We start from the raw sequence: 14,395 nt of genomic DNA, 5'->3' as shown, positions 1-14,395 counted from the left end.
GTCTTTTTCTTTATTCTTATTTTATCTTTGTCTGATTTATCTTTTCTGAACTGGCAGTTATTTATAATCCAATCCCAAAACTCAAAACTACTTCTCTAAATCTCTAATTTGGGATTAATAATAAAAACCAGACTAAAATTAGAATAAAAACCAGACTAAAATTAGAATAAAAGCCAGACTAAAATAGCATGAAATTGAAAAAGAATAGACGTATAAAAATACGCCTGCTTCTTAAGATACAGGTTTAAACGCCTGTAGATTCAACCTTCTTTTGTGATGCTGCTTCTGACTTTTCCTCTTCGTCTTCAAACCTTCTACTGAAAGCTTTCTTCAGGAATTCAGGTGAAAACTGGGGTGTCATAAGGCTTACTGCGACCAGCGCAAGGAGAGAGAGAGGGGTTGCGATCAGGATCGGGTCTACAACAGTCCAGGTGCCTGCAAGTAGTGTTTCTTTTCCGAAAATTGCCTGGCAGATCCCGAGGGGCACTGCTTCTTTTGCATGGACAAATGTCAACCAGAACAGGCTGCTTAAAGACCCTATTACAAGGCTTACAGTTGCTCCGGCTTTTGTTGTGCGCTTCCAGAAAAGTGCTCCGATGAACAGGGGCAGGAAGGCAGAAGTGCAAAGGCCCATAAACATGGCAGTAGCCCTGGCAATAATGCTTCCGGGCAGGATATACGCAAGAACGACTGCAACCAGGATGGTAAAGGTAATTCCCAATCTTGTAACATGGACAGTTGCTGTAGACTTGCCCTTCATAATGCTCTGCTGGTAGACGTCATATCCTATGGCTGTGCCCATTGTATGGAACTGGGCAGCTGCTGTGGACATTGCAGCTGAAAGCAGGCTGAGCATGAAGAGCGTTACAAACATTTCAGGCATGGCATGGTTCAGGAAAGTGGGCATTATAAGGTCAGTGTTCCCATCCGGCACAACCTGAAGGGAAATCATGCCCATAGTCCTGTAGAAATACACATTCGAAAGAGCCCCTATAACATAAGCGACTCCTGCCATCATCAGGATAAAAGGACCTCCAACAGCAACCGCTCTTTTCAGGGAACGGTCATCCTTTACAGTCATGAACCTGACTGCGAGCTGGGGCTGTGCAAGAACACCTATTCCGACTCCCATTATGATTGTGGAAATCATGTTCCACCATATAGGGGAGCCAGCTTCAGGCATTGAAGTCCATCCTCTATGCCCCTGATCTATAAGTGCCTGAGGGACAAGGTTTAACATACTTGTTAGGGCCTGGTGGGCTTCAACAACTCCTCCAAGCTTAACGTAAGTAAAGACAAGCAGGAAACCCATTCCAAGCAACATAAGAATAGCCTGCATGGCATCCACATACATTACCGAGAGAAGACCGCCCTTTATCACATAAGAAGCGATTATAATGGTGAAAATTATAAGGGCAATATTGTAATTGATCCCAAGGCTGGTCTCAAGAAATCTTCCGGCTCCTATTATAACGCTTGCAGCGTAAAGAGGCATGAAAATGCCTATTAAAATCCCGGAAAATGCCTGAATAAACTTTGACTGGAAGCGCTTTCCTATAAATTCGGGATACGTTATGGCTCCCAGGTTCAGTCCCATGCGGCGTGTTGGGGGACCAAAAACTACGAAAGCAATGAAGATTCCAAAAAAGATATTCATAAACACAAGCCACAGGAGCCCCATCCCTAACGAAGCGGCTACTCCTCCAAACCCGATTATTGCGGAAGTACTGATAAACGCAGCTCCATACGAGAGTGCCATGATCGCAGGGTGAACTCCTCTACCTGCAAGCATATACCCGTCTGTCTGGGAGTTCTTCCTGTATCCCAGGTAAGCGACATAGAAAGTGGCTGCAAGATAAATAATTACAAACAGGATAAGAGTTGAAGTACTGATTGCCATAAAGACCATTCCAGAATAGATTAACTGCTGTTTTTCACAGGCATGTTAAAAAGATCGCCTGAACTCGAGAGTTAAGTTTAGCCCGGGATCGATGTTTTAATCCTGAGTTATTGATCCTGAGCTGCTGATTTCTGAGCTCCACTTCTGACTGCCTTTTCTTCTTCGCTTTTCCAGTTCAATGCCCCGTAAATCATGCATCCGAGTGCGCTCAATACACAAAACAAATATGCAAGCCAGATCTGTGGATCCTCAATTCCTAAAACTAACATGTACTACCACCTGTCTATAATTTCCTGCTATCAGCTAACATGACACCTGTTAGCACAGTACATTATAGCTTTTTGTTATTTAAATATGTTGAGCGGAATGAATTTTACATTGAAGTGAACTCTCTGAATTCAAATATTTTTCATAGCTCTCTAATCCGGATCTCTTTACGCAGCCAGATTTAAGTCCCACTCTTTTCTCGCACATATGCAGTATTGTCGTTTCCCTCTCTGTAACTAAAAATAATATAATCGGGGTAGTAGAGTAGTTGTTAAATAAAGTGTTTTAACAGGTCCAGAAAAAGCTCTGCTGACCTCTGAACAGCTTTCTATCCTCGATTATCTGCTCGTAAAATAAATCTATCAGTTTATCTGACTACCTGCTAAAAAAATATAAAATTAGCTAGAAAAAATATTATAAAAAACTTAAAGATGAAAAAGCTTAAAGATGAAAGAGCTTAAAGATGAAAGAGCTTAAAGATGAAAAAACTTAAAGATGAACCCGATTCAGGGTTCTTTGTATGATTTTTAGAGTTTTCGGGAATTTTATCTCAGAGTGCACTCATTGATTTCCCCGCTGAGATTCTCTCCGAGCATACTGACAGCTTTTTCAAACTCATCTGTCTGACCGAGTACCCACATAAGCTTTACAAGGGCTGTTTCGGGAAGAGTGTCTTCTCCTTCGATTGCACCGGCTTTCAGCATGTCACGGCCTGTATCGTAAACACGGTCACAAACCCTGCCGTTAAGGCACTGGGATGTGACTATTACAGGCATTTTTGCGTCCACAGCTCTCCGGATAAAAGGAATCCATTTTGTGGAAACGTGCCCCAGGCCGGTACCTTCAAGGACAAGCCCCTTATAGCCGCCGTCAACATAACAGTCAAGGACTGAGGGGTCCGCTCCGGGAGTAAACTTCACAATGGCGCACTTCGGTTCCATTCCGGGTTTGAATTTCAGGGACTTTTCTCCGCGTCCGGTGTATTCGATAAATGTCTTTATTTCTCCTGTATCGTAATCCACTGTCCCTATCGGAAGAGAATTCACTGACTTGAAAGCGTCCCTGCGGGAGGTATGCATTTTCCTGACCTTTGTCCCTCTATGGATTTCACAGTAGTCATCCGAGCTTGTGCCGTGCATAACCACCACAACTTCGGCAATATCGCTTATGGCAACCCTTGCTGCACAGATGGCATTCATGGCATTGTCGCTGCTGGGGCGGTCTGCGCTTCTCTGGGAACCTACAAAAACGATAGGCACAGGAGTTTCTATCATAAAAGAAAGGGCTGCAGCAGAATACATCATGGTGTCCGTCCCGTGAGTGACAATTATTCCATCAGCTCCGGCTTCGATTTCTTCAACGACTGCTCTGGCGAGGTTTTGCCAGGAATCAGGGTCCATGTTTTCGGAAAGGATGCTTGAGATTGCCCTCCCTTTAAAGTCTGCAATTTCTTTCAATTCAGGAATTGCAGCGAGGATATCGTCCGCAGTAAACTGGGATGTAACCGCACCTGTCCTGTAGTCTATTTTGCTGGCAATTGTCCCTCCTGTGGAAAGGATAGAAACTTTCGGGAGCCCAGGTTTAGAAACTTTTTCTTTTGCCGGCTCAGGCTCTTTTTGCCCGTTTTTTCCCCCATTTCCTCCGTTTGCAGCTTCCCCGTTATTTTCCAGGGGAGTTATACTGACCTTATCTATGGAAAAACCGGCGTTGTAACCGCTTTTCATTTTTATTGTGATATATCCCTCCATGGAAGGCATTACTTTGCCTTCATAGACAGTGCCGTTCTTTTCAATGCGTACCCGATCGCCCTGTTTGAATTCCATGAATAATCCCTTTTCTTATGATCATTTAGCATAGTAATGAGTTACAATCTGTAAGTTTGGTAATTGTAATAAGTATATAATCTGAAAGTTTAGTTTTAGTCATTGTAATTAGTATATAATCTATAATAGTGCTTTTTAAGCTGGTATCTATAATAGTATGTTTCAAGCTGTTATCTATAATAGTGAGTTTCAAGCTGTAAGAGCGTTTTAGTGCCGTTCCGATGATGCAGTTTTATTCTGTATAATCTGTGCAATACTAAAAGGTCTGAAATAATATTAAAATTAAACGTGTTTTCTGCGCTTAAAACCACCGCACTCAGATTTTTCTGTATTCTTCAACCACTGAAAGCAGATTTTCAAAAGCCGAGTCTATTATATCTTTCAGGGTTGCAATTTCCTGTGCGTTCAGTTCAAGCTCAGTCTTCCTTTTTGATAGATAATTTTTCATTTCCTCAGGAGCAGGGCCTCCAGGAATTTTTCTTCTTTTTATATTGGATTCAGGATTGAGAGCTTCCTTTACCATATTTTCTGTTAATCCTTTGCTTGAAAGCGACTCCCCGAGAACAACCTCAGATGCAGAGTCTATCTTTTCCATTGTTGGCTTTTCCCTTTCCTTTGCAAGCATTCCTACTATCTGGTGGGCAGTCCTGAAGGGGATTCCTGTTTCCCTGACAAAGGTATCCGCAAGTTCGGTAGCTGTTGTAAAACCCGTTATTGATTCGGCTGCGAGCACGTCGGGATGGACTTTCATGGTTTTGACCATTCCTTCCATTACCCTGACAGAAGCCCTTACAGTTTCAACCGAGCGCCAGATATTGGGTGTTGCTTCCTGCAGGTCGCGATTGTAACTCAGGGGCAGGCCTTTACAGATCGTGAGCAGGGACATAAGGGCGCCCACAGAAACTCCTGTTTTTCCGCGCATTAATTCCGCAGTATCCGGGTTTTTCTTCTGGGGCATAATCGAAGAAGTGGAAGCATACATATCGTCAAGCTCAATGAAATTGAACTCTGATGAAGACCAGATTACAAGTTCTTCAGCTATTCTGCTGAGGTTTATCATGAGATTCGAAAACACAGAGGCGCATTCGATAAGGAAATCCCTGCTGCTGACTGCATCCATAGAATTCTCCAGAAGCCCTTCAAAGCCCAGGAGTTCCTGAGTCCTTTTCCTGTTGAGGTTAAAGCCGGTAGATGCAAATGCAGCAGCCCCAAGCGGGCAGAGGTTGACCCGTGAAAAAGCGTCCTGCACCCTGTCAAAATCCCTGCCTAGAGCAGATTCGTGTGCACAGAGGTGGTGAGCCAGAGTGGTCGGCTGGGCGTGCTGGAGATGGGTAAAGCCAGGCATAAGGGTTTCACTGTGTTTTTCTGCGAGGCTGACAAGAGTTTTTCTTAATGCAAATATTTCTTCAAGCAGCCCGAGAAGTTCTTCCCTGAGAGTCAGCCTGATGCAGGTTGCAACCTCATCGTTTCTTGAACGCCCGGAGTGCATCCTGCCTCCCACATCCTCTCCTACCATGTCGATGAGCCTGGATTCAAGCGAGATGTGTATGTCTTCATAGCTGAAGTCGAGCTTTTCCATGCCTTCTTCCCTTATCTTTAAAAGCCCGCTGAGGATTTTGCTGCAATCTTCTTCTTTTATAATGCCCTGCTCTCTCAGCATTACCGTATGGGCAAGGTCAACCACTATGTCGGCATTAAATATCCATCGGTCGGCCTCCATAGAGGAGGTGTAGCGTAAAATTTCCTCATCCTGGGCAGCTTCAAGCCTGCCTCTCCTTAAAATATTGCTCATCGGGTGTCCTCTGTATAATTTTAAATATGTCCTCTATCTAATTGTGAATATTATATGTTGTGAGAATATCTATTTTAAATGTGTAATAACGGCTTAAATATGAAGCGTGGTATTATTTCAAATACTTAAATATGAATCGGTTTTCGGGAGTTTTCCGGGTAAAACCGTAAAAGGTTTAATTCTGAGCACTTTGTTATAATATCCACACCCTTAAAGATGTTCACAATGTCCGCAGCCTCAAAATACAACCGGATAGCGCCCGTTTATGAACTGCTAGACCTGCCACTTGAATTTTTCTTTTTCCGGAAATGGAGAAAAGAAGCACTTTCAGGCCTTAGCGGAAAAGTTCTGGAAATCGGGGTAGGAAGCGGAAGGAACCTGAAATACTATCCAGCAGGCTGTTCTGTAACGGGAATCGATGCCAGTGAGGGTATGCTCGAAAAAGCCAGGCAGAAAACCGGGGGAGTGAAAAACGTCAATCTTCTTCTGATGGACGCAGAACATCTTGAATTTCCGGACAAGAGCTTTGATTATGTAATTGCGACTTTTGTCCTCTGCACAATCCCTGATCCTGTAATAGCTCTTAAAGAAATGAGGCGTGTCCTTAAACCTTCAGGTGAACTTATAGCCCTTGAGCACATGCACAGCAGTAACTCAATTATTTCTCTTTTTGAGCACATGATCGATCCTTTTCTGTTTTTCCTGCTTGGGGACCATACCACACGGCAGACGGTTAAAAATATACAGAAGGCGGGCTTTACCATTCTGGAGGCAAAAAAACTGGCTTTTAAGGATATTTTCCGAAAAATCAGGGCAAAACCGTAAAAGGCTTTTCTTTTTACGTTATATTTTTATAATGTTTACTTTTATCTGCTTTTAGCATGTCCTTTTTTCACTTTAAAACACTATTAAAATGAACCCTGTAATTCCTATCATAACAAATACCCTGAGGGTCTGGGAAATCAAAATGGTTTTCATCCCTATTCTGGGGCCGAAGATCCCGACGTAATGAGGGACATAAATTCTCAGTGAGCCGAGGCTTGTTACTATATTGCCTACCAGGAGGACGATTATGACTTCTATGCCGGTTAAAATTCCCTGTTCCATGAGGTTTGCTGCAAGAGTATAGGCTGCAAGATGGCTTGCAAAAAGAGCTGCAATTACAGGGAGCCCTTCTACAGGTACAGGCAGGTAGTCCGAAATAGGCTTGAGATATGAGCCAAGGGAATCAAATATACCAAGGTCAGTGAGAATAAAAACAAGGATGGTTACCGGGATCATCACTTTAAAGATCCTGATTATCGTTTTTCTCGAAGTCACCAGGCTTTCTTTAAATGCTGTTTTTAATTCCGGAGGCTTTTCCTTTTCAAGGTCTTCAAAATTTACTTCTTTTTTTTCAAGCAGGAAATGCCCGGCAATAAGAACTATAAGGGTTTTTACAAAGCCTACGAGAGTTATCAGCCCGACATAAACGATCCCTGTTGTCCCGAGCAGGGGCACAAGTATCGGAAGCAGGGATCTCCAGTGCATGACAATTGCAGGAAATGAATTCAAAACCGAAGCTATGATCAGTTCTTCTTCCTTTATGATTCCTTCATCATACATGCTTTTAAGTGAAGCATTGGCTGAAGATGTTGACGCAAAAGCCGTAAGGAAACCCACTCCACATTCTTTTCTGAGATTGGCGTAGTTTGTAACCGGTTTTACCAGAAAATCAAATTTGTAGAACCACCCCAGGCTCACAAGGAGTTCGGCAAGGATAACCCCAAGTACTATTGCGGGACCTGTTTTTAAAAGATACTCAGCCGAATGCGTAAAAGCGGTAAGTAACATTCAATTTGATTGCAGTATTAATGTTTATTAATTTTTCTAAATTAAATTGTAATTATTTAATTCTCCAGTAAAATTGTTTAATTCTCCAGTAAAATTGTTTAATTCTCCAGTAAATTTGCTTAATCCTCCAGAAACTGGTATCCTTAGAAACTCTATTAAACAATAATGACCAATTCATTATGGATGCTGGGGAAGACAAAGCGCTATCTTGAGGTCACACGAGTTCTTTTCAAATATAATCTCATCCCGGAACTCTACCATGACCTGCGGACTGAATATATATCCAATCCTGACTGCACCTGCACTTTTGATCTCGAAAATCGGGAGACAGCTGCAAAACTCAGGCAGGCTTTCGAAGAGCTGGGTCCCACTTTTATCAAGATGGGGCAGACAATGAGTAAAAGGCCTGATCTTGTGCCCCAGCCATATGTTGTTGAAATGGCAAATTTGCAGGACAGAGTCAAACCTGTGCCTTTTGAAGAGATGGCTGAGTCTCTTGACCTTGCATGTGTATGTGAATATCAGACTCGTGAGGAAAGGAAAAGGAAGAAAAGCGAGGAGGAGCTCAAGGCTGCAAGGGAGAGAAAAGCAAAAGCTTTTATTGATATTTTTGACAGCTTTGACCCTGAGCCGATCGCCTGCGGCTCTATTGCTCAGGTCTATAAAGGTGTTCTCGAAGGCAAGCCCGTAGCCGTTAAGATACTTCGACCGCACCTGATTGACATCATAAATATCGACCTTTCCATACTGGACGACTTTAAACCTGTTATGAAAAAGGTTATGGGCGTGGGAAAGAATTTTGACATCGATGCTTTTCTTCTGGAAATTCGGGAAATGCTTACCCGGGAAGTTGACCTCAGGATTGAAGCTGTCAACATGAGGCGTTTTGAAGATAATTTCAAGAATGTGAAAAATGTTTCTGTGCCTAAAATTTATCCGGATTACTGCTCTGCAAATGTCCTTACAATGGAATTTATTCAGGGGACGCAGGTTAAAGACATAATTGATACGCCTCTGCCCCAGAGTAAAAAGTCGGAATATACGCGTACAATTACAAAGAGTTACCTGAAGCAGGTTTATATAGATGGTTTTTATCATGCAGATCCCCACGGCGGCAATATGCTGGTTGAAGAGAACGATACTGTTTCTTTCATCGATTTTGGGGCAGTTGGCAGCATAGATGACGAACTCAAAAGGAATATGCTGGAGTTCTATTACGCTATCAATAACAGGGATGTTGAAGGGGCAACGCAGGGTTTTCTTAAAATCGGGGGAGCAGACTCAAGAGATGTGGATGTTCGCAGGCTCAGGAAGGATATGGACGAACTGATCGCAAACCAGAACTACGGGCTTGAAGGCAGGCAGAGCGACAATTACGCAAAACTGGGCCTGAAATATGATATCCGGCTCCCGGGGGAATTTTCCACCCTTCAGAGGGCGATCCTGCTTATAGAAGGAGTTTGCCTTGAACTTGACCCCAGGTACAATATTAAAAGCATCGCAATTCCTGTCCTTATGGATGCTTACAAAAAACTCAATACTCCAAAGGGAGCTGCACTTCATATCGAATTTTCCTCCGAGCCAGTGGATGAAAAAGCCGAGATGAGGGCTGCGATCAGGGAGGTTGCCGACAAAATGGAAGGCATGGGGGACAGGTTCCTTGAGGTAAGGCAGAAAGATAAAAGGCGTGAAGTTTTTTCAAAGGAAATTTTCCTTGCTGTTCTGCTTGTAGTCTCTGCCTATATATTGCTATACGGGGAGGTATTTTACTGGGTTGGACTTGCAGGATTTGGTGGAGCAATCCTCATAGCAGTTATTGCTTCACTGAAAGGGAAGTGAAGAATGAAATCAGATCCCAATAAAAAGTTCTGATAACCGGAAATTAAGATAATAATGTGCCTGATAATACCAGGTATCCAGTAGTAATTACAATATTCATTCTGCCTGGTATGCACTGGTAAAACCGGCAAATCAATACTCGTATCTATTGACCGGGAAGGGGGGTATTTTCTGGTACAGGAAATTATAAGAATTGAAGGTCTGGAATGCAATCATTGTGTTGTTAGAGTTGGAAGGGCTATTGCTTCCGTGCAGGGAGTAATGGAAGTTGATGTTAATCTCGAAAAGAGAGAAGCAGTAGTGAATTTTGAAGAAACCAGAACAAACATGGGAAAAATAAGGACTGCAATTCGCGAAGCAGGGTACGAACCCTTATAATTTGATGTTTTATAATTTTTTATATCTTATGCAATATGAGCAGAAAAAAGATTGAGATCAGTAAATTGATGAAAAAAAGACAGAGATTAAATGAATTAATAAAAAGATCAAAGAAGGGGAGAAGTTTTCTTCCCTTATTACGTTTTACGGCTTTATCCGCACCCTCAAAAATGCCTGGACTTATTTCCTGGGTAATTTCAGCGGCTTTGGTTTATATTTCAATTCCCATAACCACAATTTCCGGTAGAGCCTGAACCTGTTTTTCGATTATTTATATGCCTTTTATGGCCAGGCTATTTATGATATGAGGGATGGAGTTCAGCATTATTCAGTGGATCTCTGCCTTATTAAAGTGTATGCAACTGGGGACTGTGCCAGGCAGCATCAAATGTAATGCCCTTCTGGCAGTCTCAATGATTTTGAGACAGAAACTGTAATTTTTACATTTATTGATATGGACCGGAGAATATAATACAGGCATAGTCTCACCTTAATAAGTGTAAAGGTTTTTCGAATATACCTGTATTATCTTTTCCGATTAAGGCTCCATTTTAACAGCTTTTTTAATGTTTCTGGTGCCCGTGTTCTTTGTTAGCATTCACTTGCTTGTGTTCCTTCTTGGCATCAAACCTTGAATATTTTTCTACATACTCTGAATAGTAAGGGTCTGAGAAGTCTTCTTTTCCTGACCAGAATATGGCTTTGTAGTACTTCCAGACGTGGGGGTCGAATCCGAGAATTCCCACATGCACCACCAGTTCAAAGATAAACCAGTATGTCATCAACAGGTGGAGAAGTCTCAGGAACCCTACAGGAGTCATTCCGAATGTGGGTGCAATCATACCGGATATTGAAATGATCCACTGTGCTATTGGAAGACCAAACAGTGACCAGTCAAGCTTGTACAGGACGATTCCTGACACCGTAATTAAGAAGAGTGCTGTGCCTTCAAGCACAATCAGGACTTTCATTACGGGGTGAAGTTTGGTCTCATAGTGTCCTTTCTCTTCATCATAGATGGAATATGCAGGATATCTGCCCTTCCTGAAGAAGTTTTTAATTATTCCTCCCAGACGAACCGCATCTTTAGGACCAAAGATGTAATGGTCCGTAAAATGCGATATTTTTCCCATTAACCCGTGCCCTTCGGAAAAAATATTGTATGGTATAAGTATCCAGTTTACTGCAAGCAGGAACGGGACCGCAATCATGTGCAGTGTACGTGCTGTATGGAAGCTCATAAATTCCCATCCAGCGTATATCTTTAACCCGGTGATGATGAGCACTATCATCGCGATAGCATGTACCGTATGAGCTATCCTGTCCGTTATAGTATAGCGCTCAACAACCATCGCCTTCGGGTTGTTGTTAGATTTCATCGTGGGTCATCTCCCTGTACTGTACTTAGAGTATCCTTAGAGTATTTGGAGCGCATTTCCCTGTAAGGTCTATCGTGTGGACTGCGCATGAAATGCACGGGTCGTATGACCTGCCCATGTGGAATATTCCAACTGGATTTGTGTAATCTACCTCTCCAACCGGGTTAATTTTTGAGCCGATAAGAGACTGTTCAAGCGGTCCAGGTATTCCATTGCTGTCCCTTGGAGACATCAACCATGAACCCGGAACTATGCACTGGTAGTTTGCAACCTTGCCACTTCCGTTTGTAGAAATCCAGTGGCCAAGAGCCCCACGTGGCGCTTCCCACAGGCCCATTCCCTGACTGTCTTTAGCTGCATTGAAGTCAAGAGGCACGGAAATCTTTCCTCCGGGTTCGTAGTCAACAGTAACCCAGTTGAGAAGCTCATATGCGAGAATTGCGGTTTCCTGTATACGAGCCAGCATCCTTGTATAAACATTGGCTGGCGAATATCCATTTTCAGCCAGTGCCAGAGCAAGTCCTGTTACAAGCGGCTCTTTTATGTTCAGCATGCGTGCAAGAGGCCCGACTTCACCTGCAATTCCGTCATATCTCGGAGCCTTGTCCCAGCTGTACTGGCTGTCCGAGCCTCCTGTGTATACGATTTTCTCAGGATCTGTGAATGGAACTGTTTCACCTTTTACTGGCGGGAGGTCGTTTACACTGTTCTGGTAGAATGAGTGTGCCGTGCTCTCTGTAATCTTGTCCGGATCAAATTTCAGGTATTCCAGGTTTCCTGATACCACACCTGATGTGAAAATCCTGTCTCCTGCAGGGCTCCTCGGGTCGTATCCGTCTGTTGGCTTGTAATACCCTCCGTATGCAACGAAGCATATCTTTGAGGGGTCCTGGTACCCTCCGATAGTATCATGTTTCAGGCTTGCCGGAAGGCCAAGAAGTTTCTCTCCTACCAGTTCCGAACCAAAGGCTGCATAGAATTCGGTATCTCCCCATCCTGCTTCTTTTGAGAAGTCATTTGAAGTTGTTGACTTGTTGATAAGGTCAGTCAGGTGTTCGGTAACGAAGCTTACAGCTTTCGTAGGGGAGCTTGCCTTGTATGTATTTTCGATCCATGTATCGAATGGGACTCTCAGAGTGTGCGCGGATATGAAGTCCATAATCTGCAGATAGTATGTTGACAGTTTTGTAATATCTGCAACAGTTGCCGGGTATGTGTATCCTCCCGGATACAGGGCTGACGGACCTGGCATCCTTCCTGCGATAAGTGCAATCATTTCCTGAAGGCGTTTCTTTTCAGGAATTGCTGCCAGGTATGAACTTCCTGCAGGTATAGGCACTCCATCCATCTTGTAGCTTATTGGTGCAAACCTTCCAACCATCTCTTTCCAGACTGCGTTTCCTGTGTCTCCGAGTGGTGTAAGAACCTTTTTGTATGCCGGGTTTGCAAGGTCAGGTGCCCAGAGGACATATATATGAGTTGCATGGCTTGCAGCCATGTTAAGCCCCTGGAAAATATTCCTCATAACAAGGGCATCTTTTGGGACATGTTCAGCCACGCCATACAATTCATCAAGTGCGTTTGTTGCTGTTAACCCATGAGAAAGCGGGCATACTCCACAAATCCTCTGTGTAAGAAAAGCTGCGTCTCTCGGGTCCTGGTGCTGCAGTATGCGTTCAAATCCCCTGAATATAAGGGACGATGACTGTGCATCTGTAATAACACCGTTTGCATCTACTTCTGTTGAAATTCTCTGGTGTCCTTCAATTCTGGTTAAGGGATCAACTGTAACGTTTACCATTTTTCACTCACTCTCCTTTTCCCATTCTCCTTACTGCATGCACACCTGCAGCAACTGCGGCTGCGCCTACAGCTACCTTTGCTATTGTGTCAATATTTGCCCCTACAATTCCCTTGTCTTCCGCTTCAACATATAGAGGTCTTGACGCATCCGGGAAACCCGGGTCTACACAGTTAATGCACGGTCCTCCTGCCTGTGTACACATGCTTACCGATCCGTTCCATCTTCTAATTCCACAGTCTGCATGTGCATACGGAGCTTTGCATCCCAGTTTCCAGAGGCATTTTTCTCCGCCAACCTCCGTATCAAACTCTCCTCTGTCATAGTACCCGCGGCGTGGGCAGTTTTCATGTACTGTGTGGTCCGGTGGGAAGAACACCTTTGGCCTTCCGTATTGGTCCAGAGCTGCTGGCAGGTCATCCGGTATCTTTATTTTTCCAAGTATTACCGCACCCAGGGTAAGAAGAACCCAATCAGGGTGACAGGGGCAACCAGGAATATTGATTACTGGCTTGTCTATTCCAAGTTCCTTAAGCATGCCTTTTGATGCATCGGTCTTTTTGAAAGCAACTCCTCTGTAGTCTGTATCCTTTTCAATATCGCTGTCTGCAGAGGTAATTCCTCCCCAGCATGCACATGCACCGACTGCAACTATTGCATTTGCGTTCTTTGCAGCCTCTCCTAGTGTCTCCTTGAACGTTTTGTTCCCTATAACCAGGTATCTTCCTGATCCGTCCGGACCGTTGGGGATTGATCCTTCAACGACCAGGATGTAATTACCTTCTTTGTAAAGGTCTTCAAGTAAAATCTCTGAGTTAAGCTCTGAGGTGTTTACAAGCTCACCATCATTCCATATTCCCTGCTGCATACAGAGTGTCTCATGGTAAGCAAGGTTTACATTGAGTTTTGTCAGAGCCTGTACAATATCAGGATTGCCACCATTCAAAACGGATTCTGAACACCCGGTACATTCTGAACCGTGTATCCAGATAACCTTTGTCTCTGCAAACTCAAGCGCATTTACAATCTCTGTTTGATAGGTGCCAAGAAATGCAGTTGCACCCAGAGCGCTTACCGCCTTCATGAAGGTGCGGCGGTCCATTTTTAAGAAGTCCATACTGTCAAGTGTACGGACAAGATTTGTCGTTCCAGTACTCATCTCTACCACATCTTGATTTTACCCAATTTTATACACTAAAGAATATATTAGTTAAAAACTCTCCAGAATTATATAAATACAACTATAAATTCCTCACTAATGTTTTGAATGAGGGAATAGTATTTAAGGATTTTTACTTTGATCGATAAATATATTAGTCGGGGGAGGGAGTCCTTTTTATATTAAAAACAATATAATTATAATTAAAATAATAATTATGTCTG

Annotated in this window: 12 protein-coding genes; 4 read left to right on the top strand and 8 right to left on the bottom strand. The window is 43.3% G+C overall.

The features are described from left to right. Window positions 1–244: 244 nt before the first annotated feature. The 4 genes from MSMAS_RS12785 to argH form a co-directional block, all read right to left on the bottom strand. Window positions 245–1,900 (bottom strand): sodium:solute symporter family protein, encoded by a 1,656-nt coding sequence (locus MSMAS_RS12785; protein ID WP_048046587.1) that lies wholly within the window; start codon window positions 1,898–1,900, stop codon window positions 245–247. 107 nt (window positions 1,901–2,007) lie between these two features. Continuing rightward, window positions 2,008–2,169, bottom strand: a complete 162-nt coding sequence (locus tag MSMAS_RS19270; protein ID WP_015412450.1) for a symporter small accessory protein — start codon at window positions 2,167–2,169, stop codon at window positions 2,008–2,010. Between the two features lie 543 nt (window positions 2,170–2,712). After that, the gene (gene gatD / locus MSMAS_RS12780; RefSeq protein ID WP_011034230.1) at window positions 2,713–3,990 is read right to left on the bottom strand and encodes a Glu-tRNA(Gln) amidotransferase subunit GatD; all 1,278 of its coding nucleotides are present in this window, start codon (window positions 3,988–3,990) and stop codon (window positions 2,713–2,715) included. 316 nt (window positions 3,991–4,306) lie between these two features. Then, the gene (gene argH / locus MSMAS_RS12775; protein WP_011034231.1) at window positions 4,307–5,782 is read right to left on the bottom strand and encodes an argininosuccinate lyase; all 1,476 of its coding nucleotides are present in this window, start codon (window positions 5,780–5,782) and stop codon (window positions 4,307–4,309) included. A 216-nt stretch (window positions 5,783–5,998) separates the two neighbouring features. On the opposite strand from argH, the gene MSMAS_RS12770 reads away from it, so the two are divergent. Further along, window positions 5,999–6,607 (top strand): class I SAM-dependent methyltransferase, encoded by a 609-nt coding sequence (locus MSMAS_RS12770; protein ID WP_011034232.1) that lies wholly within the window; start codon window positions 5,999–6,001, stop codon window positions 6,605–6,607. A gap of 72 nt (window positions 6,608–6,679) precedes the next feature. Here MSMAS_RS12770 and MSMAS_RS12765 read toward each other — a convergent pair whose 3' ends face one another. Continuing rightward, the gene (locus MSMAS_RS12765) at window positions 6,680–7,615 is read right to left on the bottom strand and encodes a nucleoside recognition domain-containing protein (RefSeq protein WP_011034233.1); all 936 of its coding nucleotides are present in this window, start codon (window positions 7,613–7,615) and stop codon (window positions 6,680–6,682) included. 165 nt (window positions 7,616–7,780) lie between these two features. On the opposite strand from MSMAS_RS12765, the gene MSMAS_RS12760 reads away from it, so the two are divergent. From MSMAS_RS12760 to MSMAS_RS18955, 3 genes are all read left to right on the top strand, one after another. After that, window positions 7,781–9,454, top strand: a complete 1,674-nt coding sequence (locus tag MSMAS_RS12760; RefSeq protein WP_011034234.1) for an ABC1 kinase family protein — start codon at window positions 7,781–7,783, stop codon at window positions 9,452–9,454. 105 nt (window positions 9,455–9,559) lie between these two features. Next, the gene (locus MSMAS_RS18375; RefSeq protein WP_329957002.1) at window positions 9,560–9,832 is read left to right on the top strand and encodes a heavy-metal-associated domain-containing protein; all 273 of its coding nucleotides are present in this window, start codon (window positions 9,560–9,562) and stop codon (window positions 9,830–9,832) included. A 68-nt stretch (window positions 9,833–9,900) separates the two neighbouring features. Beyond that, window positions 9,901–10,086, top strand: a complete 186-nt coding sequence (locus MSMAS_RS18955) for a hypothetical protein (RefSeq protein WP_196296927.1) — start codon at window positions 9,901–9,903, stop codon at window positions 10,084–10,086. 309 nt (window positions 10,087–10,395) lie between these two features. On the opposite strand, the gene MSMAS_RS12750 is transcribed toward MSMAS_RS18955, so the two are convergent. Genes MSMAS_RS12750 through MSMAS_RS12740 form a run of 3 tightly spaced genes read right to left on the bottom strand, consistent with a single transcriptional unit; the run spans window position 10,396 to window position 14,171 of the window. Further along, complete coding sequence (locus MSMAS_RS12750) at window positions 10,396–11,211, bottom strand: cytochrome b (protein ID WP_011034236.1); 816 nt, start codon at window positions 11,209–11,211, stop codon at window positions 10,396–10,398. Between the two features lie 25 nt (window positions 11,212–11,236). Beyond that, window positions 11,237–13,012, bottom strand: coding sequence for a nickel-dependent hydrogenase large subunit (locus MSMAS_RS12745; protein WP_048041078.1), 1,776 nt, complete (start codon window positions 13,010–13,012; stop codon window positions 11,237–11,239). Between the two features lie 7 nt (window positions 13,013–13,019). Next, the gene (locus MSMAS_RS12740) at window positions 13,020–14,171 is read right to left on the bottom strand and encodes a hydrogenase small subunit (protein WP_226987591.1); all 1,152 of its coding nucleotides are present in this window, start codon (window positions 14,169–14,171) and stop codon (window positions 13,020–13,022) included. Between the last annotated feature and the right edge of the window lie 224 nt (window positions 14,172–14,395).

The organism is Methanosarcina mazei S-6, assembly GCF_000970205.1.
Classification (GTDB): Archaea; Halobacteriota; Methanosarcinia; order Methanosarcinales; family Methanosarcinaceae; genus Methanosarcina; species Methanosarcina mazei.
Note: the sequence above shows the minus strand (reverse complement) of the source record. Positions and strands in the feature narration are given on the sequence as shown.

Coding starts and splice junctions, on each gene's coding strand:
- MSMAS_RS12785 (WP_048046587.1), bottom strand. CDS start 1,900: ATGGCAATCAGTACTTCAACTCTTATCCTGTTTGTAATTATTTATCTT.
- MSMAS_RS19270 (WP_015412450.1), bottom strand. CDS start 2,169: ATGTTAGTTTTAGGAATTGAGGATCCACAGATCTGGCTTGCATATTTG.
- gatD (WP_011034230.1), bottom strand. CDS start 3,990: ATGGAATTCAAACAGGGCGATCGGGTACGCATTGAAAAGAACGGCACT.
- argH (WP_011034231.1), bottom strand. CDS start 5,782: ATGAGCAATATTTTAAGGAGAGGCAGGCTTGAAGCTGCCCAGGATGAG.
- MSMAS_RS12770 (WP_011034232.1), top strand. CDS start 5,999: ATGTTCACAATGTCCGCAGCCTCAAAATACAACCGGATAGCGCCCGTT.
- MSMAS_RS12765 (WP_011034233.1), bottom strand. CDS start 7,615: ATGTTACTTACCGCTTTTACGCATTCGGCTGAGTATCTTTTAAAAACA.
- MSMAS_RS12760 (WP_011034234.1), top strand. CDS start 7,781: ATGACCAATTCATTATGGATGCTGGGGAAGACAAAGCGCTATCTTGAG.
- MSMAS_RS18955 (WP_196296927.1), top strand. CDS start 9,901: ATGAAAAAAAGACAGAGATTAAATGAATTAATAAAAAGATCAAAGAAG.
- MSMAS_RS12750 (WP_011034236.1), bottom strand. CDS start 11,211: ATGAAATCTAACAACAACCCGAAGGCGATGGTTGTTGAGCGCTATACT.
- MSMAS_RS12745 (WP_048041078.1), bottom strand. CDS start 13,012: ATGGTAAACGTTACAGTTGATCCCTTAACCAGAATTGAAGGACACCAG.
- MSMAS_RS12740 (WP_226987591.1), bottom strand. CDS start 14,171: ATGAGTACTGGAACGACAAATCTTGTCCGTACACTTGACAGTATGGAC.